Annotated in this window: 15 protein-coding genes; 13 read left to right on the plus strand and 2 right to left on the minus strand. The window is 31.9% G+C overall.

The window, feature by feature from the left end:
* Positions 1-55 precede the first annotated feature (55 nt).
* The 3 genes from pruA (at position 56) to LQ682_RS06195 (ending at position 4,214) form a co-directional block, all read left to right on the plus strand.
* Entirely contained in the window at positions 56-1,600 is a 1,545-nt protein-coding gene (gene pruA / locus LQ682_RS06185) for an L-glutamate gamma-semialdehyde dehydrogenase (protein ID WP_017000056.1), read from the plus strand.
* 70 nt (positions 1,601-1,670) lie between these two features.
* Positions 1,671-2,861, plus strand: a complete 1,191-nt coding sequence (locus LQ682_RS06190) for an ornithine--oxo-acid transaminase (protein ID WP_064205101.1) — start codon at positions 1,671-1,673, stop codon at positions 2,859-2,861.
* A gap of 108 nt (positions 2,862-2,969) precedes the next feature.
* Positions 2,970-4,214: a Glu/Leu/Phe/Val family dehydrogenase gene (locus LQ682_RS06195; protein WP_017000058.1), complete on the plus strand. Its 1,245-nt coding sequence runs from the start codon at positions 2,970-2,972 to the stop codon at positions 4,212-4,214.
* A gap of 432 nt (positions 4,215-4,646) precedes the next feature.
* Here the strand turns inward: LQ682_RS06195 and argH are convergent, their stop codons facing one another.
* Together argH and LQ682_RS06205 are read right to left on the minus strand one after the other, a co-directional pair.
* A complete protein-coding gene (gene argH, locus LQ682_RS06200; protein WP_147640926.1) occupies positions 4,647-6,020 on the minus strand; it encodes an argininosuccinate lyase in 1,374 nt (457 codons plus the stop codon).
* Positions 6,017-7,219: an argininosuccinate synthase gene (locus LQ682_RS06205; RefSeq protein ID WP_017000060.1), complete on the minus strand. Its 1,203-nt coding sequence runs from the start codon at positions 7,217-7,219 to the stop codon at positions 6,017-6,019. Before LQ682_RS06205 ends, argH begins: the two co-directional genes overlap by 4 nt.
* Before the next feature lie 204 nt (positions 7,220-7,423).
* On the opposite strand from LQ682_RS06205, the gene LQ682_RS06210 reads away from it, so the two are divergent.
* The 10 genes from LQ682_RS06210 to LQ682_RS06255 all read left to right on the plus strand — a co-directional run bounded on the left by LQ682_RS06210 (position 7,424) and on the right by LQ682_RS06255 (position 21,655).
* Positions 7,424-8,761: a glucose-6-phosphate isomerase gene (locus LQ682_RS06210; protein WP_017000061.1), complete on the plus strand. Its 1,338-nt coding sequence runs from the start codon at positions 7,424-7,426 to the stop codon at positions 8,759-8,761.
* 96 nt (positions 8,762-8,857) lie between these two features.
* Positions 8,858-9,769: a nuclease-related domain-containing protein gene (locus LQ682_RS06215; RefSeq protein ID WP_147640927.1), complete on the plus strand. Its 912-nt coding sequence runs from the start codon at positions 8,858-8,860 to the stop codon at positions 9,767-9,769.
* A 209-nt stretch (positions 9,770-9,978) separates the two neighbouring features.
* Positions 9,979-10,587 carry a TVP38/TMEM64 family protein gene (locus LQ682_RS06220; protein ID WP_016999932.1) on the plus strand — a complete coding sequence of 203 codons (609 nt, stop codon included), beginning with the start codon at positions 9,979-9,981 and terminating at the stop codon, positions 10,585-10,587.
* Positions 10,588-10,589: 2 nt separating this feature from the next.
* Entirely contained in the window at positions 10,590-11,120 is a 531-nt protein-coding gene (lepB, locus tag LQ682_RS06225; RefSeq protein WP_082892517.1) for a signal peptidase I, read from the plus strand.
* 19 nt (positions 11,121-11,139) lie between these two features.
* Positions 11,140-11,706 (plus strand): signal peptidase I, encoded by a 567-nt coding sequence (gene lepB, locus LQ682_RS06230; protein WP_016999934.1) that lies wholly within the window; start codon positions 11,140-11,142, stop codon positions 11,704-11,706.
* Between the two features lie 143 nt (positions 11,707-11,849).
* Positions 11,850-15,323, plus strand: a complete 3,474-nt coding sequence (gene addB / locus LQ682_RS06235; RefSeq protein ID WP_064205096.1) for a helicase-exonuclease AddAB subunit AddB — start codon at positions 11,850-11,852, stop codon at positions 15,321-15,323.
* Positions 15,320-18,961, plus strand: coding sequence for a helicase-exonuclease AddAB subunit AddA (addA, locus tag LQ682_RS06240; RefSeq protein ID WP_147640928.1), 3,642 nt, complete (start codon positions 15,320-15,322; stop codon positions 18,959-18,961). Before addB ends, addA begins: the two co-directional genes overlap by 4 nt.
* Positions 18,961-20,088 carry a DUF418 domain-containing protein gene (locus tag LQ682_RS06245; protein WP_147640929.1) on the plus strand — a complete coding sequence of 376 codons (1,128 nt, stop codon included), beginning with the start codon at positions 18,961-18,963 and terminating at the stop codon, positions 20,086-20,088. Before addA ends, LQ682_RS06245 begins: the two co-directional genes overlap by 1 nt.
* Positions 20,089-20,164: 76 nt before the next feature.
* Entirely contained in the window at positions 20,165-21,070 is a 906-nt protein-coding gene (locus LQ682_RS06250) for a fumarylacetoacetate hydrolase family protein (RefSeq protein WP_016999938.1), read from the plus strand.
* A gap of 240 nt (positions 21,071-21,310) precedes the next feature.
* A complete protein-coding gene (locus LQ682_RS06255) occupies positions 21,311-21,655 on the plus strand; it encodes a YisL family protein (protein ID WP_016999939.1) in 345 nt (114 codons plus the stop codon).
* The last annotated feature ends 99 nt before the right edge of the window (positions 21,656-21,754 follow it).

Below are 21,754 nucleotides of genomic sequence, written 5' to 3' on the forward strand. Positions count from 1 at the left end.
GGAATGTAAGGGGTTTCTTTTTCTGCCCCGTATAAATATAGGGAGGTTTACTTTAATGATTCCATACAAACATGAACCATTTACTGATTTTACGAAAGAGGAGAATAAGGCTGCTTATTTAGAAGGTCTTAAAACTGTTGAAACTTACTTAGGTAAAGAATATCCAATTATTGTTGGAGGAGAAAGAATTTTTACTGATGATAAAACACGTTCTTATAATCCTTCAAATATTGAAGAAACTGTAGGTTTAGTTTCTAAAGCGAGTAAAGAGCACGCTGAAAAAGCAATGGAAGCTGCTAAAGAAGCTTTCAAAACATGGAGAGAAACTGATCCAAGCGTTCGTGCAGATGTACTTTTTAGAGCAGCTGCGATTACAAGACGTCGTAAACATGAATTCTCTGCATTACTTTCTAAAGAAGGTGGTAAACCTTGGAAAGAAGCCGATGCTGATACAGCTGAAGCAATCGATTTTATGGAATACTATGCTCGTCAAATGCTAGAACTAAAAGATGGCAAAAAAGTCGAAAGCCGTCCCGGCGAATATAACAAATATAATTATTTACCAATTGGTGTTAGTGTTGTTATTTCACCATGGAACTTCGCATTTGCTATCATGGCTGGTACAACTGTAGCGCCAGTAGTTACTGGTAACACAGTATTATTAAAGCCATCTTCAAAAACACCTGTTATTGCATATAAATTTATGGAAGTTCTTGAAGAAGCTGGATTACCAAAAGGTGTAGTGAACTACATCCCTGGTTCATCAAGTGAAATTGGTGATTATTTGATCGATCATAAAGATACAAGTTTAATTTCATTTACAGGCTCAAGAGATGTAGGTGTTTCTATATATGAAAGAGCTGCAAAAGTTCAAAAAGGACAAACACACTTAAAACGTGTTATAGCTGAAATGGGTGGAAAAGACACTATTATCGTTGATTCTGAAGGAGATTTAGATTTAGCAGCAGATTCTATCGTTCAATCTGCATTTGGATTCTCAGGACAAAAATGTTCAGCTTGTTCTCGTGTAATAGCAGTAGAAGATATTTATGATGAGTTATTAGATAAAGTAGTGGAACGCACAAATAAATTAACTGTTGGCGATTCGACAGATCATGAAAATTATATGGGACCAGTTATTGATGAGAATTCATTAAATAAAATTAAAAAGTACATAGAAATCGGTAAAAAAGAAGGTCGCATTGTTGCTGGCGGAACTACTGATGAAGAAAAAGGTCATTTTGTACATCCTACCGTAATAGCTGACTTGAAACATGATGACAGAGTGATGCAAGAAGAAATTTTTGGGCCGGTTGTCGGATTTAGTAAAGCAAAAGATTACGATGAAGCAATTGAGTTTGCTAATGATACTGAATACGGATTAACAGGTGGCGTTATTACAAATAACAGAGATAAATTAGAACAAGCACGTCGTCAATTTTTAGTAGGTAACTTATACTTTAACAGAGGTTGTACAGGCGCAATTGTAGGCTACCAGCCATTTGGAGGATTTAAAATGTCTGGAACAGACTCTAAAGCAGGTGGTCCTGATTACTTAGTACTTCACTTACAAGGACGTACTACTTCAGAAATGTTATAATAATGATGGAAAAAAATATAAAGACAGTAGGGCGATTTTGCTCTACTGTTTTAATAGGAGGCGTTTTAATATGACAAAATCACAAGAAATTATTGAACAAACGAATACATTTGGTGCTCCAAACTATTTACCGTTACCAATTGTTATATCAGAAGCAGAAGGTATATGGGTGAAAGATCCAGAAGGAAATCGTTATTTAGATATGTTATCAGCATATTCTGCTGTAAACCAAGGTCATCGTCATCCTAAAATCATACAAGCATTAAAAGACCAAGCAGATAGAGTAACACTTACATCACGCGCATTCCATAGTGATCAATTAGGTCCATGGTATGAAAAGATATGTAAACTAGCAGGTAAAGAAATGGTGTTACCAATGAACACAGGTGCTGAGGCTGTTGAAACAGCCATAAAAGCAGCAAGACGTTGGGCTTATGATGTGAAAGGGGTAGAAGATAATAAAGCAGAAATAATTGCGATGAATGGAAACTTCCATGGTCGTACTATGGCTGCAGTATCATTATCTTCAGAAAAAGAATATCAAAGAGGTTACGGTCCATTACTAGGTGGATTTAAACTTGTTGATTTTGGTGATATCGAACAAATCAAATCAGCAATTACACCTAATACTGCAGCCATCTTAGTTGAGCCTATACAAGGCGAAGCGGGTATTAACGTACCAGAAGATGGATACTTAAAACAAATTAGAGAAGTTTGTGATGAAAATAATGTATTATTCATAGCTGATGAAATCCAAGCAGGATTAGGTAGAACAGGTAAATTATTCGCTACAGATTGGGATAACGTTAAACCTGATGTATATATATTAGGAAAAGCCCTTGGTGGCGGTGTATTCCCAATTTCATGTATCCTTGGTGATAAAGAAGTATTAGAAGTATTTAACCCTGGTTCTCACGGTTCTACATTCGGAGGAAATCCATTAGCATGTGCTGTTTCGAATGCAGCCTTAGATGTTATCGTGGATGAAAATTTATCTGAACGTTCACTAGAATTAGGAAATTACTTTAAGTCAGAGTTAGAAAGTATAAATCATCCTGCCATTAAAGAAGTGAGAGGTAAAGGTCTATTTATCGGTATTGAATTAACTGAAGATGCAAGACCATATTGTGAAAAATTAAAAGATTTAGGTATACTATGTAAAGAAACACATGACACTGTTATTCGTTTTGCACCACCTTTAATCATTGATAAAGAAGATTTAGATTGGGCTATTGATCAAGTGAAATCTGTTTTTAAATAAAAAAACTGATAACGTTTACAAAAAACGGTTTAAGACCTTTTAAAAATAACCAATTATGTTACAATTATTTAGAGATTAAAAGTATTTAAAAAAGAGGCGAAGAGGATCATGAGCGAAAATTTAAATTTAGTTACATCGACACAAGAAATTGTTAGTGATGCCCTTAACAAATTAGGTTTTGACGAAGGCATGTATGATTTAATTAAGGAACCACTAAGATTATTAACAGTTCGTATACCAGTTAAAATGGATGACGGGTCTGTTAAGACATTTACTGGTTATCGTGCACAACATAATGATGCAGTTGGACCAACAAAAGGTGGGGTTCGTTTCCACCCAGATGTTGATGTTGAAGAAGTGACTGCCTTATCTATGTGGATGACTTTGAAATGTGGAATTGTAGATTTACCTTACGGCGGGGGTAAAGGTGGAATTGTTTGTGACCCAAGACAAATGAGTATTCACGAAGTTGAAAGATTATCACGTGGATATGTTCGTGCCATCTCACAAATAGTTGGACCAACAAAAGATATCCCAGCACCAGACGTATTTACAAACTCACAAATTATGGCTTGGATGATGGATGAATATAGTCAAATGGACGAATTCAACTCACCAGGTTTCATTACAGGTAAACCAATCGTATTAGGAGGCTCACAAGGTCGCGATCGCTCTACTGCTCTTGGAGTGGTTATCGCAATTGAACAAGCTGCTAAAAAACGTGGTAAGACTATTGAAGACTCAAGATTTGTTATCCAAGGTTTCGGTAATGCTGGAAGTTTCTTAGCTAAATTCTTATACGATAAAGGTGCTAAAATTGTCGGTATTTCTGACGCATACGGTGCATTACATGATCCTGAAGGGTTAGATATTGATTACTTATTAGACCGTCGTGACAGTTTCGGTACAGTAACAAACTTATTTGAAGATACAATTACAAATAAAGAATTGTTTGAAATAGATTGTGATATTTTAGTACCAGCAGCGATTGCTAATCAAATCACTGAAGAAAATGCACATGATATCAAAGCTGACATTATTGTAGAAGCGGCTAACGGTCCAACTACAATGGGAGCTACTAAAATTTTAAGTGAACGTGGAATCTTACTTGTTCCTGATGTTTTAGCAAGTGCTGGTGGCGTAACAGTTTCTTACTTCGAATGGGTACAAAATAACCAAGGTTATTATTGGACAGAAGAAGAAGTAAACGAAAAATTACGTGAAAAACTAATTAAAGCATTTGATACAATTTATAATCTCTCTGAAAATAGAAAAATTGATATGCGTTTAGCTGCATATATTGTAGGAATTAAACGTACGGCAGAAGCTGCTAGATATAGAGGTTGGGCATAATATTTTATCCCACAATTTATTAGTAAATAAAAAGGCTGAGACATTTATTGGTGTCTCAGCCTTTTTTATATGTAGTGGATTAGGGAGGCTTGAAAGAGGCTAACGTGCAAGAGTATGTAAACAAGCCCGTTAGAGCGCTAATTTCAGCAATTTCAATATGAATTCAGCCTGAATATAGACGATCAACTGCTCTAACGTGCAAGACAAAATAGACAAGATCGTTACAAATTCTAACGTGCAAGAGTCCAGAAACAAGCCCGTTAGAGCAAAGAATATATGATTCCGCATTAATTGAGTACTCATTTATTTTACCATGCTGTATTAATAATAAATGATTTTATAAAAAATAAGCATATCACTGTGATTACTGAGAGATTCAGTAGAGTGATATGCTTATTTAATTTAAGCTTATGTCTTAGTCTTACTTTAAATCTATAAAAGCTGTTTAGCTATTTTAATTTGGTGATAGACTGCTTCTTGGCCTGTAGAACCATAACTTTTTCTACGATTCAAACAGTTTTCAGGTTTTAAGTAATCGTAGACGTTATTATCTATTTTGTCATTGTAAGATTTGTAGTGTTCCAATGGTACATCTAATAAATATTTATTATTTTGGATACACCATAATACAATTTTACCTACTATTTCATGTGCTTCTCTAAATGGTATGTTTTGTTCTACTAGATAATCTGCTAACTCAGTTGCATTAGAAAAATCTTGATGTACTGTTTCATGTAATCTTTCTTCGTTAACAGTCATTGTTGAAATCATACCTTCGAAAATTCTAAGAGAACCTTTTATAGTGTGAACGGCATCAAATAAGCCTTCTTTATCTTCTTGCATATCTTTATTATAAGCTAGTGGTAAACCTTTTAAAGTCATTAACATACTCATTAAATGCCCAGTTGTTCGCCCAACTTTACCTCTAATTAGTTCTGCCATATCTGGATTTTTCTTCTGTGGCATAATAGATGATCCTGTAGAGAAACTATCTGATAGTGTAACGAAATTTGCTTCACTGCTAGACCAAAATATAATTTCTTCTGAGAATCTTGATAAATGTACCATCGTTAAAGAAATATTATGTAGTGTTTCTACGATGTAATCTCTATCGCTTACAGCATCTAAGCTGTTTTCGTATAGATTATCGAAGCCTAATAACTCTTGAGTACGATGTCTATCAATAGGATGTGTCGTGCCACTTAAAGCTGCTGCACCTAGTGGACTCATATCTATACGTTTAATACTATCGTTAAAACGAGATTTATCTCTTTCTAACATCCAAAAATACGTCATAACATGATGTGCAAATGAAATAGGTTGCGCTCTTTGTAAATGAGTATATCCAGGCATTATAGTATCTACATGTTCGTCAGCGATTTTTATAATAGCTTGTTGTAAAGATTCGACTAATTCAATAATTTCATGAACATGCTGTTTTGCATAAAGGTGCATATCTGTAGCGACTTGATCATTTCTGCTCCTGCCTGTATGCAATTTACCACCAACTTGACCGATTTTCTGAATAAGTGCATGTTCAATATTGAGGTGAATATCTTCTAGAGATTCTGATAGTTCAAGGTTATCGTTGTAATAATCTTGTTGAATTTCTTTTAATCCTTGAATAATTTGCTCAGCCTCGTGTTGGTTAATAATATTTTGTTCAGCAAGCATCGTAGCATGTGCAATGCTTCCTTGAATATCTTGATCAATTAAATTTTTATCAAAATGGATAGATGCATTGAATGCATCTACCCATGATTCGGGATTAGATTCGAATCTTCCTCCCCAAGCTTTTTTTATCATTTTAAAACACCCTCTGTTTCTAATAATGCATTTACTTTAGTTGGTAAACCAAAGATTTCTATGAAGCCAACTGCAGCTTCTTGGTTAAATGCATCTTCTTTAGTATAAGTAGCAAGTTCTTCATTATATAAACTATAAGGTGATTTACGTCCATTGACGATAACATTTCCTTTAAATAATTTAACACGAACAGTACCTGTAACTTGAGTTTGAGTTGAATCAATAAATTGTTTCAAACTTTCTGTTAAAGGTGAGAACCATAAACCGTTATATATTTGTTCAGCTAATTGTTTTTCAATAACTGGTTTAAAGTGTGCAACATCTTTAGTTAAAGTAATTGTTTCTAAAGCTTTATGAGCTTCCATGATTACTTTTGCACCAGGTGTTTCATATACTTCACGAGATTTAATACCTACAAGACGATTTTCAACATGATCTATACGACCAATACCATGTAAACCAGCTATGTGATTTAATTTTAATATTAATTCATCTAATGGATATACTTGATTATTAATAGAAATTGGAAGACCATTTTCAAATACAATTTCCATTTCTTCAGCTGTATCTGGTGTATTTTCAATTGGGTTCGTTAAATCGTATGCATCTTCTGGTGGTGTAGCGAAAGGATCTTCTAAAATACCACATTCATTACTACGTCCCCATAAGTTTTGGTCTATAGAGTATGGTGAATCTAAATTAATTGGAATAGGTATGTTATGTTTTTTTGCATAATCAATTTCTTCTTCACGACTCCATGACCATTCACGAACAGGCGCTAAAACTTTAATGTGTGGCGCTAAAGCTTTAATAGCTACTTCAAAACGTACTTGGTCGTTACCTTTACCAGTACAACCATGTGCGATTGCCATTGCATCTTCTTTTAACGCAATTTCAACAAGTTTTTTTGAGATTAACGGTCTACTTAAAGCAGAGACGAGCGGATAACTGCCTTCATACATAGTATTACCTTTAATTGCATAACCAACGAAATCTTCACTGAATTCTTTAGTAGCATCAATCACATAAGATTGTTCAGCACCCATATCTAAAGCTTTTTGTTGAACAAGTGCTAGATCTTTACCTTCACCAACATCTAAGCAACATGCAACGATTGTATAACCTTTCTCGATTAACCACTTAACTGCAACACTTGTATCTAAACCACCTGAATAAGCTAAAACAACTTTTTTCGACATAATTGAAAACCTCTCTTTGTATTAATATTTAATATCTTGTATATTTAATCGTTGTGTATACACTACCACATAAAAAATGTATTTTCAATAGTAATATTAAATAATTATGCATAAATAAGTGTAGTGTTGCATTTCCATTGAAAGCGTATGAAAACTAGAGTAAAATAGAATTGTTGTTATTCATAAGACAAATAGGAGGATATTATGACACATATTCAATTTGATTATAAAAAAGCGTTAGCATTTTTCGGTGAACATGAACTTGAGCAAACGCACGAAGCAGTAAAAAATATACATCATGTTATACATGATAAAACTGGTGCAGGTAGTGACTTTTTAGGTTGGGTTGACTTACCAGTCGATTATGACAAAGAAGAATTTGATAGAATTCTTAAAGCTTCTAAACGTATTAAAGAGCAATCAGATGTATTGTTAGTCATTGGTATTGGCGGTTCGTATTTAGGTGCAAGAGCTGCTGTAGAAATGTTGAATTCTACATTTGCTAATTATGAAAAAGGTGAAAACCCACAAATAATTTTCGTTGGTCATCATTTATCATCTTCTTATGTACATGATTTAATTCAATACTTAGATGGAAAAGATTTCTCAGTAAATGTTATTTCTAAATCAGGTACAACGACTGAACCAGCTGTAGCATTTAGAATTTTCAAGAAGCTTCTTGAAGAGAAATACGGTAAAGATGAAGCTAAAGAACGCATCTTTGCAACAACTGATAAATCTAAAGGTGCATTGAAAGATTTAGCTACTGGTGAAGGTTACGAAACATTTGTTGTTCCTGACGATGTTGGCGGTAGATATTCTGTATTAACAGCTGTTGGTTTATTACCGATTGCTGCGAGTGGTATAGACATTCAAGAAATGATGAATGGCGCGAGTGCAGCTAGAGAAGACTTATCATCTTCTGATTTAAATGAAAACATTGCATATCAATACGCTGCTATACGAAATATTTTATATGCAAAAGGTTATACAACAGAAATGTTAATCAACTATGAACCTGCATTACAATACTTCAGCGAATGGTGGAAACAATTATTCGGCGAATCTGAAGGTAAAGATTTCAAAGGTATTTATCCTTCAAGTGCAAACTTCACTTCTGATTTACACTCTTTAGGACAATATGTTCAAGAAGGGCGTCGCTTCCTATTTGAAACTGTAGTAAAAGTAGATAAACCTAAACATGATATTACAATTGAAGAAGATAAAGACGACTTAGATGGCCTTAACTTCTTAGCTGGTGAAACAGTCGATTATGTTAATACTAAAGCTTTCCAAGGTACACTATTAGCACATACTGACGGTGGGGTACCTAACTTAGTCGTAAATGTTCCGCAATTAGATGCATATACATTCGGTTATGTTGTATACTTCTTCGAATTAGCATGTGCGATGAGCGGGTACTTATTAGGTGTTAATCCATTCAACCAACCAGGTGTTGAAGCATATAAACAAAATATGTTCGCTCTATTAGGAAAACCTGGATATGAAGATCTTAAAAAAGATTTAGAAGACAGATTATAATATGATGAAGAATCGTGAAAAAAGCCCCCGAATTTTATTCGGAGGGCTTTTTTTATTTTCTTAATGCAAAAATTGAAAAAATGAGGTGTATTTTTTATGAATTTGCAAAAGCCCTTAATTATTAATTATGTAGATGCTTTGAGAGGAAGAATAGATAAAATACCTGATCAACTAGAAGAGTTATATGCAATTTGGAAACAAGGTTATATAGGAGAAAAGGAATTTAGCGAGATATTAAATGAGCAAAAATCTGAGACATGGTTGCATGATTTACAATTTAAAAATTATAATCAAGTTCAGCTAGATTTTATAGTGGTTACAGATGAAGCAATTATTCAATTTGAAATTAAAAATTATACTGGGGATTACTATTATGAAAATGGTAAATTATTCAGAAGCACTGGTTACGTAGCAAAAGATTTAATTCATCAATTTGAAGTATCTGATGAAACATTAAAAAGAATAGTAAAGAAATATAAAATCGACAGAAAAGTTATAAGTTATATTGTCTTTATTAATCCAACATTCACTTTATATGGAGACTTAAGATCACGAATAAATATATTGCTTTATAGTGAATTACATAAACTGAAGGATATGTTTGGCGCAAACTTTAAATATGATGAAAATGTATGGATATGCAAAAAGTTAAAATCATTACATCAACCATTCATTACAAGTTATTTATATTTTGAAAAGGTTGAATTCTCGAAAGTTATTGGTGGGCTCAAATGTATTAGCTGTAATAAGATAATAGAACCATCAGAAATTTTTAACGTTCGAAAGTATGTAAAATGTAAAGAATGCGGAACTATCTCTTCAAGATATTCAATTGTTCTTCAATCTTTAAAAGAATTATATTTATTAAAAGGAGAACCATTTTCAATAAACGAAGCAGAGAAATGGACTGGTGTATCAAATAGCGCAATCAAACGCATATTATATAAAAAGTTTAAAAGAATTGGTAACTATAAGAATAGTAAATACGTTGATGAAGATGCGGTCTGATAAAATAAAATTAACGAACCGCAAATACAAAATACAGGTCGATAAATAAAAATTATAGAACTGCAAACGTAAAACCTCTCCAAATCATAAACAAAGTATCATTTCTACTGAATCGCATACCTACGACTTTTGTATGATGCCAATTTACTTTAATAAATACGAAATTATGAGTATAATTAATATAAATTTTCAGAAAGAAGTTGCGTTAAATGATATTTCAAGATATTATAAATTGGTTTAATGAGGAAAATATTACGGGATTAATTGAAACATTTAAGTCATTCGGTATATTTATAGCTTTTTTACTACCTTTTATAGAGGCGTTTATCCCATTTTTACCTATTATTTTATTTGTTATTGCAAATGTTAATGCATATGGGTTGTTAGTCGGGTTTCTCATTTCATGGGCGGGCACTGTTACTGGTAGTTATTTTGTATTCTTAATATTAAGGTTAATTTCTAAAAAGAAATTTATGAAAAAGGTAATCGAGCATAAAAAAGTCGTAAAATTTATAAAATGGATCGATAATCACGGATTTGGTCCTTTGTTTATATTACTATGCTTTCCGTTTACACCAGGTGCATTAGTAAACATGGTTAGTGCCTTTTCTAATATTAGTAAACAAGTATATTTATTAGCGCTTATTTTGTCGAAAGCAATTATGATTTTTACGTTAAGTTTTATCGGTGCAGATATAAATTCCTTTTTTGCAAGTCCTAAAAAGAGTATAATAGTATTCGTGATTATCTTTGTGCTATGGTTAGTAGGAAAATGGCTCGAAAAATACTTTGATAGTCGTCTAGACAATAGGAGTTAATTATGAGAAAGATATATGAATGGTTGATTGCGATTATAATTGCGTTTGCACTATTATTTTTAGTTAGAGCGTTTTTATTTGTTGGTTATGTCGTGAACGGTGAATCGATGGAACCAACATTTTACGATAAAGAACGTGTTATCGTAAATAAGCTTGTTAAGAACATTGGACAAATTGATAACGGTGATGTGATTGTTTTCCATGCTAATAAAAATGAAGATTACATAAAACGAGTTATTGGTTTACCAGGTGATACTGTTGAAATGAAAAATAATAAACTGTATATTAATGGTACTCAAGTAAATGAAAGTTACCTAAAAGATGGTGAAAAGACACCAAATTTCAATACTAGAACAATACAAGGTTCTAAGAGTGATGTTATTCCTAATGATGAATATTTAGTCTTAGGAGATAATCGTAATAATAGTAGAGATTCAAGAGAAATAGGCTTTGTATATGAGAAAGATATTGTTGGAAAGGTCAATTTAAGATATTATCCATTTGACCGTATAGATACAAATTTCGATAAATAACGATAATGAGGTGGCATTTTTGAAAAAAGAATTATTTGAGTGGGCTGTGGCGATAGTCGTCGCTGTTGTAGTAGTATTACTTATACAAAAGTTTTTATTCACAACATACACAGTTTCTGGTGACTCGATGTATCCAACATTAAAGAACGGTGAAAAAGTAATTGTTAATAGAATAGGGTACAAAGTAAGCGATATTGATAACGGTGACGTGATAGTATTCCATGCGAATGCGAACGATGATTACGTTAAAAGAGTTATCGGTAAACCAGGCGATACTGTAAAATATAATAATGATCAATTATATGTAAATGACAAGAAAGTTCCAGAAGAATACTTAAAAGAAAACAAAGAAAATAAATCACGAGATTTATTAACTGAAAACTTTGAAGTAAAAGACCTTGTTAATTCTAACGGTGCTAAAGAAATACCTAAGGGCAAATATCTCGTTTTAGGGGATAACCGTGAAGTAAGTAAAGATGGTCGTTCATTTGGACTTATTGATGATGACGTAATTATTGGTGAAGTATCATTGAGATTCTGGCCACTAAATCAATTCCATTACAATTTTGATCCTGCAACAGACTAAATTTTAATATATACACCTTACTTAGAAAATACGATACAAAAGTTAGAATTAGATTTTAACTTTTGAAGTATATCTCAAACTAAGTAAGGTGTTATTTTTATGTTAAAATATAACTATTAGATTAAACGAGGGAGGTCGAATAAATGCAACTTAATGTATGGACTGGCCGAAGTGGTACCGGGAAAACACATCAGATGATAAAACAGATGACTGATGCAATGATACAAGATCCATTAGGCGATGACATTATCTTTTTAACACCTACGCAAAACACTTTTCAGTATGAACAAGCATTCGTTCGAAACCCGCAATTAAAAGGGAGTATACGAACTTCTGTATTTGGTTTTGAAAGATTAAGTTGGAGAGTATTAAGTGAAGAAGGCGGGTTAATTGAACAGCAAATTTCCGACGAAGCGTTAGCAATGCTGACTTATCACTTATTACATAAGAATAAAAAGCAACTGAACTTATATCAATCAACCATTCAACATTATGGCTTTAGTCATAAAATGATGAATGAAATTAAAGACTTTAAAAAATATAATGTTCAGCCAGAAGATATAGAATCTTATATTGAAAATGAAAAAAGTATTCCTAAGAGAATGCAAGATAAATTAAGCGATATTAAAACAATATATAAAGCATTAGAAGAACAATTAGATGGTCGTTACGTTCAAGCTGAAGATGTATTATACAAACTTATAAATAAAATCCCAGATTCAAATTATATTAAGCATGCTGATATTTATATAGATGGATTTCATAACTTTTCAACATTAGAATATAGAGTTATTGAAGCACTTGTGAAACATAGTCGTTCAGTAACAATTGGCCTCACAACAGATGGGGATAAAGATCCATTTAGCTTATTCAGAAAGACATCAGAAACACTTAGTCATATTGAAGACATCGCTAAAGATTTAAATATAAAGATTCAGAACAAACATTTCACAACACAAGAACGTTTTAGTGAAGAAAGAGATTTAAGACATTTAGAAAATCAATTTGATGCAACATTACCAAATCAAATTGATAACGGTAATTTAAAAATTATTGAAGCTTCTAATATGCGTGATGAAGTACAATATGTAGCAAGAGAAATTTTGAGAAAGACGAGAGAAGAAGGTGTGTCTTTCAAAGATATAGCTATCCTTTATCGTGATCCTAGTTATGAACAACTCATTGAAACAGTATTGCCTCATTTTGATATCGCATATAATCATGATGCTAAAAAGAAAATGGCTTATCACCCATTTATAGAATGTTTAAGATCAATGTTAGAAGTGATTCAAAGTGGTTGGCAATTTGAACCTGTGATGAGAATGTTGAAGACTGGCATTTTAACAAGTCATATATCTGACGACTCATATTTAATTGATATACTGGAAAACTATGCTTTTGAACGAGGAATTTCAGGAAAAAGATGGACTAGTCCTGAATTTTTCACAGTTGAATCTTTTGAAAAATTAGGTAAAAAAACTTTAAAAAAAGATGGCGCGACATATTCAGAAGAAGATAAAGAAACGATTAAACGTGTTATTCATTTAAAAGAATATGTTGTAAAACAAATTGAAACATTAAATCAAACGCTTAAAGAAAGTGAAACGGTAGAAGCTTTTACAATGAGATTGTATGAAGTGCTTGAACAATTTGAGTTACCAACACATCTTATGACAATGAGAGATGAATTAGAACTTAAACAGCATTTTGAAGAAGCTGAACAAATAGACCAAGTTTGGCAAGGTACTATAAGAATATTTGATGATATTGTAGAAGTGTTAGGCGATGTGTCATTATCTCTAAATGAATTCATTGAAATATTAGATAGAGGTCTAGATGAATTAAACTTCTCAATGGTTCCTCAAACACTAGATGAAGTGACAGTAGGTAATATGGACTTAGCCAAAGTAGATAATAGCGATACTGTGTTTTTACTAGGCATGAATGATGGTGTATTACCAGCAGTTTCAAATCAAGTTATGTTGTTGACTGACGATGAGAAGAAAGCTTTAGCAGAAACAAGTGGATTAGAATTAAGCCCAACAAGTGACATTTTACAAATGGATGAAGCATTTGTTTGTTATATTGCAATGACGAGAGCAAAGCGTAATGTCGTCTTTACATATAGTTTAATGTCAGATGGTGGCGAAGTAAGAGACAAGAGTCCGTTTCTTAATACGATTCAATCACTGTTTACAGACTTAGAAGTAGAATCACTCAAAGCGAGTGTCGAAATAGAACCTATACAGTTAATGGAACATGAACACCAAAGTCAAATTCATATATTCCAACACTTAAACGATTATTTGAATGATGAAATAGTAAACGATATTTGGCTAGATGCTTTTAAAGCTGTACAAGAAATGCATCATCTAGATTCAACAATAGAATATCTAACTTCAGCATTAACTTATAAGAACGATTCTGTTCAGCTCAATACTGAAGTTTCAGAGTCATTATATGGCGAAAAAATTAACGCAAGTGTTTCTAGATTCGAATCTTACAATAATTGTCCATTCCAACATTTTGTTCTGCATGGTTTAAGATTGAACGAGCGATCTAAATATCAAATACAAAGTGTAGATATCGGGAATATTTTCCACCAAACATTGAAATACATTTCTGACGAAGTTAATGGCGATTTTAGTAAATTATCTGCACAAGCGATGACGAAATTAATCAATGAAGCAATTGATGAGAGCTTACCAAAAATTCAGTTTGATGTTTTACATCGAACAGCTCACTATCGTTATTTGAAATTGAGAATTCAAAATATCCTTAAATCAACACTTGAGGCGATGAAGTATCAAACAAGTAACTCTAAATTTAGAGCATATCAGTTTGAACTTAATTTTGGTGCGACTTCTAAACACGAACTGAAGACTACGCCTTTAAAAACTAATAGAAATATTCCAATTCAAATAAGAGGGCAAATTGACAGACTAGATGTATTCAAGAGTAGAGAACGTGATTATGTTTCAATTATTGATTACAAATCCTCTGAAACAAGCCTTGATTTAACTAAAGTATTGTATGGTAAACAAATGCAAATGTTTACTTATTTGGACGTAGTATTGCAAAATAAAGAACTTCTAAACTTAAGCGAAAATGTTTCACCTGGAGCGCTACTTTATTTCCATGTACACGAACCTAGACTTAAAGCTACAAACTGGGGTGAAATACCTGAATTAACAGATGTTAACAAACAAACATTAGAAAAATTCAAAATGGATGGTTATGTTAATAGAAATCCAGAAGTTGTAGATGCGCTAGACAGTAAGCTATTAGACGAACTTAAATCAGATATGATACCAGTTACTAAGAAAAAAGATGGCGACTTAAATAAAAATAGTAAAGCGCTAGACGAAGAACTGTTCTATAAATTAATTAATAAAAATAGATCTAACTTCGTAGAAACTGCCTCACAGATTATGGATGGGCACACAGAAGTAGCTCCGATTGAATATAGAGGAGAACTACCTTGTAGATTCTGTGAATTTAAGTCAGTTTGTCATATCGATCCTATTACGGACGCACATCAATATAGAAGAATTGATCATACTTTAAGTAAAGATGAACTTATAAATATGTTAAGAGAGGAGGAAGAAGACGAATGATATCTATTCCAAAAAAGCCACATGATGCACAATGGACTGATGATCAATGGAATGCAATATACTCTGAAGGTCAAGATATACTTGTAGCCGCTGCAGCCGGAAGCGGTAAGACAGCTGTACTTGTGGAACGCATCATTCAAAAAATCATGCGTAATAAACAAGATGTTAATAGGTTGTTAGTCGTTACTTTTACAAACGCAAGTGCTAGAGAAATGAAAGCGAGAGTAAATGCCGCTATTCAAAAAGAAAGTACTAAACATCCAGAAGATGAGCATTTAAAATCACAAAGAATTAAAATTCACCAAGCACAAATATCGACACTTCACAGCTTTTGTTTATCTCTTATTAAAGCTCATTATGATGAGATTGATATTGATCCAAACTTTAGAACAGCTAACGAAGTTGAAGGAATAGTGCTTTTAGAACAAGCGATTGATGATGTATTAGAAAGTTATTATGAAAAAAATGAACAATCATTTATAGATTTAGTTGAACATTTATCGAATGACCGTTCAGACGACCAACTGCGAACAATTGTGAAAAGTTTATATCGATTTAGCATTGCGCATGCTAAACCATTTGAATGGTTAGCTTCATTAGATGAACCATATTACAACTTAAATAAAGATCATTTATACTTTCAAATGATGGATGAAATGATAAAAAGGAAATTAAACAGTGCTAAAAATGTTCTATATCAATCTATAGATTGTTATCAAAATTTAAATGCTGTTGATGCGCACATGACATATCTTGAAGGAGAGCGTGTGTGGATTGATGAAGTAATCGAAGGTACGAAATCATTAGAGAGTATTAGCAACGATTTGAAAAAGAAAAAAATACCTATGAACTCTAGCAAAGTTAAAAAGGAAAATGAAGGCGACGAACAACTACTTGAATTAGGGAAAGATTATCATAAAAAATATATTAATGAGTTAAACGACTTGAACAATAACTATTTAAGTCGAGAAAGAGATTATTTAATCCAAGATATGCAAAGTATCGCACCTCGTGTTGAAATACTTGCTGAAGTGACTAAAGATATTATTCGATACTTTAGAAAACTGAAACAAAATAAACGTATTATAGATTTTTCAGATTATGAACATTTAGCGTTAGATATTTTAACAAATGAAGATGGAGAACCTTCTGAAATAGCTCTACAATACAGAGAACATTTCGAGGAAATACTTGTCGATGAATATCAAGACACGAATAGAGTACAAGAAGCTATCATTAATTGTATAAAAACAGGTGACGAATCCAATGGTAATTTATTTATGGTTGGTGACGTTAAACAATCAATTTATAAATTCAGACAAGCAGAACCTGAGTTGTTTATAGAAAAATATAAACGCTTCAATTCTGATGGAAATGAAACTGGAAAAGTTATAGATTTATCTAAAAACTTTAGGTCTAGAAGAGAAGTGTTAGATAATACCAATTTTATCTTCTCTCATATGATGGACGAAGAAGTTGGGGAAATAGAATATAACGATGAAGCTAAACTTTATTATGGTGCAGATTATGACGAGCAAGAAACACCATTAGAAATGGATATTTTAGTTGAAGAATCCTTTGAAGAAACAGATAATAATTTAATTGAAGCTAAACATGTAGTAGAAAAAGTCCAATATATACTGGAAAATAAAAGCGTATATGATAGGAAAACGAAAGAATATAGACCTGCAACTTATAAAGACATCGTCATTTTAGAACGTGGTTACGGAAATGCTATGCATTTACAACAAGTGTTTAAAGACGCTAATGTTCCATTTTATGTTCAAACTAAAGAAGGTTATTTTGAACAAAATGAAGTTAGATTAATGCTTTCGTTCTTAAGAGTTATCGATAACCCGTTACAAGATAAATATTTAGTCGGACTTATGCGTTCTGTTGCTTTTCAATTTAAAGAAGATGAATTAGCAGAAATAAGAAATAAAGCACCACAAGAAGTCTATTATCTAGATTCTATACATCAGTATGTTAAGCACCCAGAAGCAGACGAGCAACTTGTAGAAAAACTCAATCAATTTTTATCTCAGCTTAAAGGTTACCAAACGTTAAGTAAGTCTATACCTGTGTGGCAATTATTAGATCAGTTATATAACGATTATTATTTGATAGCATATTATAGTGGTCTAACAGGTGGAGTTCAGCGTAGACAGAACTTATACGGTTTACTAAATAAAGCGGTACAATTTGAAGCTTCAAGTCTTAGAGGGATATTCCAATTTATTCGTTTTATTGATGAACTAATTGAACGTGGACAAGATTTTGGCCAAGAGAGTGTTATCGGTCCTAACGATGATGTTGTAAGGATGATGACAATTCATAGTAGTAAAGGGTTAGAATTTCCATTTGTTATTTATTCAGGTACGAAAAGAGAGTTTAATCGTAAAGACTTAAGTAAGCCCGTTATATTAAACAATCGATATGGTATGGCGTTAAATTACTATGATGTTGAGAACGAAATAATCTATCCATCACTTGCTTCGATTATTTTCAAAAACATTAATGAAACTGAAATGATTTCAGAAGAAATGAGATTAATTTATGTTGCATTAACTAGAGCGAAAGAAGGTCTATATTTAATTGGTCGCGTTAAAAATGAAGAAGCAATAGATAAGTTAGGTCTTATTCAAGCGAACCAACATGGTATGTTGGACCCTGGCTTCAGAATGAGCGCTAAATCTCCCTTTGATCTAATTGGTACAATACTAGCAAAGTCAAAACAAAAAGGCCTATCTAATGCTATTCCATTTACAACTGATCAAAGTGAAAAATTTAATATAAACATCATTAAAGAAGAAGAAAATGTAGACGAAGATATCGCAGATGAAGATAAACCAACATTAGAAAACTTATTAAACTATAGACCTTCAGATAAGAAGGACCAAATATTAGAACAAATTAGTTATGAATATCCAAATAAAGATTTATTAAATATTGCCGCTAAACAGTCAGTTTCTGAAATAAAGCGTCAAAAAGAAACAGAGGAAGCGGGGACCGACTATCAAATTGTAAGACAATATCAAGTTGGTGTTAGGTCTTATGATCGACCTAAATTCTTATCAAAAGAAAAACGGGATAGTGCTGAAATTGGTACATTAATGCATGCAGTAATGCAACATCTTCCACTTCAAAAAGGTGGTTTAAAAGAGGATGAAATAAAACCATTTGTACAATCATTAATTGATCAAGGAGTGCTACCAGAAGATGCGATCGGTGATTTAAGGTTAGATCTTGTTCATGCATTTACACATTCCAATTTATATGAATGTTTAGTAGATGCAGATAAAGTTATAAGAGAAGTACCATTTGTAGTTGGCCAAAATGATATTGATCAAGATGTTAAGTTAAATATTAAACAAGATGATAATAAACCAATTATCCAAGGGATGATAGACTGTATTTTTATCAAAGATGGGAAAGTTTCATTTATAGACTATAAGACAGATGCATTTATTGTACGTCGAGGAAAAACTAAAGAAGAAGTAGCAGAAACAATGATGAAGAAATATGAAGTACAAATGCAATACTATAAAAAAACATTAGAAACAATTTTACAACAACCTGTTGAAGGATATTTATATTTCTTCCAATATGGTACGAAACACATCAAGGAGAGCAATTAATGGCGAAAGAAAGAATATTTAGTATAGATGCGTTGAGAGGTTTTAGCTTACTAGGGATTATATTAATGAACATTTTAACATTTGCATATCCTTATCAAGTGATTAATCCATTTGAGTTTTTCCAACATCAAGACGGTGCTTTGTTTAAAGTAAGTTCATTATTTATTATTGCTTCATTTTATCCAATATTTGCGTTTTTATTTGGATATGGTTTATCAATTATGTACGATAATAGTATAAAAAGAAATATTGATTATTATCCAATGATTATAAGAAGATTACTATTCTTACTGTTGCTAGGTGTTATTCATGGTATTTTTCTATTCTATGGAGACATACTCGCAACATATGCTTTACTTGGTTTTATAGCGATTATATTTGTTAGACTAAAACCAAGTTATTCATTAGTAGGATTATCAATAGGTTTTGGCATACTTGCGCTATTGTATATCTTACCTATGGTGTTATTGCAAGATGTTGCAGAACTAGAAAATTTTGTTGGTTTACAAGAATTAGAACGTGTAAATAACATATTAATAAGTAGTGATTATTTATCAATTATGGGATTTAATTTAAAATATTTTGGTATGAATATTTTAAATGTTATTTTAGTAGGACCTTTTAGTATTTTACCTATAATGCTATTTGGTATTTATGCACATAAGAGTAATTGGTTTAACAAAATTACACAACATAAAAATCTCTATATTATCGTAGGAATAGTGGTATTTATTTTAGGACTATGTGTTAAAATGATTCAAATTATGCTTGCTGGTTCAACGATTTCACAATTAATCAGTCAAATGTTAGGTGGACCGATTGTAGCATTGAGTTATATTATCTTCTTCGTATTATTGTGTGAAGATAAAACAGTTCGAAAAATATTATCACCACTTCAAAATATAGGTAAATTAAGTTTAACAACTTATATTACACAAAGTATTATTTGTATGTTTATATTTTACGGCATTGGTTTTAGTTTATACGGTAAATTATCAGTATCTACAATTTATCTGATTGCACTAGCTATATTCGCTGTACAATTGGTTGCAAGTTATTTTTATTTAAAAAAATTCAAGCAAGGACCAATTGAAAAAGTATGGAGAAAAGTAACATATTTAAAATAATAGTTTGAAAATAATGCGATTTATCAAAAAATTCGGTATAATGGGTCACAAGAACAAGAAGGAGCTGACAGAGTGGATGAAATTTTTAACTTTTAAATATAACGATATTACTTCATATGGTGTTAAAGTAAAAAGAGAAGATGCAGTATGGGATTTACGCAAGGTGTTCCAAGACTTTGGAGAAGAAAAATTTAATCCAAAAACATTATTAGAAGGCTTACAAGAAAATGTTAATGTTGATTTTCAAGAAGCGGTAAGAAAAGCTGTAGTTAATGTAGAAGAAACTGCTCAAAAAGCCGATTATAAATATAGCTTTGAAGACATTGAGTTTTTACCACCCGTTACGCCAACAAATAATGTGATTGCTTTCGGACGTAATTACAAAAAACACGCTGAAGAATTAAATAATGAAGTAAATAGATTATATGTATTTACTAAAGCAGCATCATCATTAACTGGTGATAATGCAACAATTCCAAATCACCAAGATGTAACAGAAAAATTAGATTACGAAGGTGAACTAGGAGTTGTAATAGGTAAATCAGGAGAAAAAATACCACGCGGTTTAGCATTAGACTACGTATATGGTTATACGATTATTAATGATATTACTGATAGAAAAGCTCAAAAAGAACACGATCAAGCATTCTTATCTAAATCATTAACAGGCGGTTGCCCAATGGGTCCATATATCGTAACTAAAGATGAGTTACCAATGCCAGAAGACGTAAACATTGTTACGAAAGTAAATAATGAAATTAGACAAGATGGCAATACAAACGAAATGATTTTAAAAATTGACGAATTAATCGCAGAAATTTCTAAATATGTTGCGTTACATCCTGGAGACATTATTGCTACAGGAACGCCAGCAGGTGTTGGCGCTGGTATGAATCCGCCACAATTCTTACAACCAGGTGATGAAGTAAAAGTAACGATTGATGGTATCGGTACTTTAACAACATTTATAAGCGAAAAATAATTTATAAATACTGGCATAGAGTCTGGGACATAATTAATGTCTCAGGCTCTTATTATTTATAATGGTAATCGAAATTTTAAAGATTTTTGTTAAATTCGAATTTCATGAAATTTAATTTTGTATAAAATGTGAATTATAAGTGAAATTTAAATAAGGACGCTAAATTTTAGATGTTTCTTTTAGTTCCTATGTTATAATGCTTATTGGAATAGAAATATTAATATTTAGGGGGAACTTAAATTGACACATTTCCATATTTTTAGTTGGTTAGTAACAATTATTTTATTCTTCGTAGTCTATGTTAAAGTTACAAATAAACCAGTTCATATGGTCTTAAGATTGTTTATGGTATTTACACTTGTTTCTGGTGTTGTATTATTTATTCAAGCTATGGGTATCGACGGCATGCTATACGGTATTAAATTATTATTAGGACTTATCGTAATTGGCTTAATCGAAATGACTATTGCTAAAAAGAAAAAGAACAAAAACAGTCAAGGTTTCTTAATAGCCACAATTATCGCTATGGTACTTACAATTCTACTTGGTAGTTACTTACCAATGGGCGTATTACATTTCGGATAATTTTATTTAAAAGATTGCTAGTTACTAGCAATCTTTTTTTATGACAATTTCATGATGGGCTATCAGTAAAGTAAACGTTTTAGTATAATAGAGATAATT

Origin of the sequence: Mammaliicoccus sp. A-M4 (assembly GCF_022386955.1) — a bacterium.
GTDB lineage: Bacteria > Bacillota > Bacilli > Staphylococcales > Staphylococcaceae > Mammaliicoccus > Mammaliicoccus lentus.

Bases quoted from the DNA above. Each gene is read 5' to 3' on its own strand.
- LQ682_RS06245 (WP_147640929.1), top strand. From the start codon at position 18,961: ATGGCGAAAGAAAGAATATTTAGTATAGATGCGTTGAGAGGTTTTAGC.
- LQ682_RS06190 (WP_064205101.1), top strand. From the start codon at position 1,671: ATGACAAAATCACAAGAAATTATTGAACAAACGAATACATTTGGTGCT.
- addB (WP_064205096.1), top strand. From the start codon at position 11,850: ATGCAACTTAATGTATGGACTGGCCGAAGTGGTACCGGGAAAACACAT.
- LQ682_RS06215 (WP_147640927.1), top strand. From the start codon at position 8,858: ATGAATTTGCAAAAGCCCTTAATTATTAATTATGTAGATGCTTTGAGA.
- lepB (WP_082892517.1), top strand. From the start codon at position 10,590: ATGAGAAAGATATATGAATGGTTGATTGCGATTATAATTGCGTTTGCA.
- LQ682_RS06210 (WP_017000061.1), top strand. From the start codon at position 7,424: ATGACACATATTCAATTTGATTATAAAAAAGCGTTAGCATTTTTCGGT.
- LQ682_RS06220 (WP_016999932.1), top strand. From the start codon at position 9,979: ATGATATTTCAAGATATTATAAATTGGTTTAATGAGGAAAATATTACG.
- pruA (WP_017000056.1), top strand. From the start codon at position 56: ATGATTCCATACAAACATGAACCATTTACTGATTTTACGAAAGAGGAG.
- LQ682_RS06250 (WP_016999938.1), top strand. From the start codon at position 20,165: ATGAAATTTTTAACTTTTAAATATAACGATATTACTTCATATGGTGTT.
- LQ682_RS06195 (WP_017000058.1), top strand. From the start codon at position 2,970: ATGAGCGAAAATTTAAATTTAGTTACATCGACACAAGAAATTGTTAGT.
- argH (WP_147640926.1), bottom strand. From the start codon at position 6,020: ATGATAAAAAAAGCTTGGGGAGGAAGATTCGAATCTAATCCCGAATCA.
- LQ682_RS06205 (WP_017000060.1), bottom strand. From the start codon at position 7,219: ATGTCGAAAAAAGTTGTTTTAGCTTATTCAGGTGGTTTAGATACAAGT.
- addA (WP_147640928.1), top strand. From the start codon at position 15,320: ATGATATCTATTCCAAAAAAGCCACATGATGCACAATGGACTGATGAT.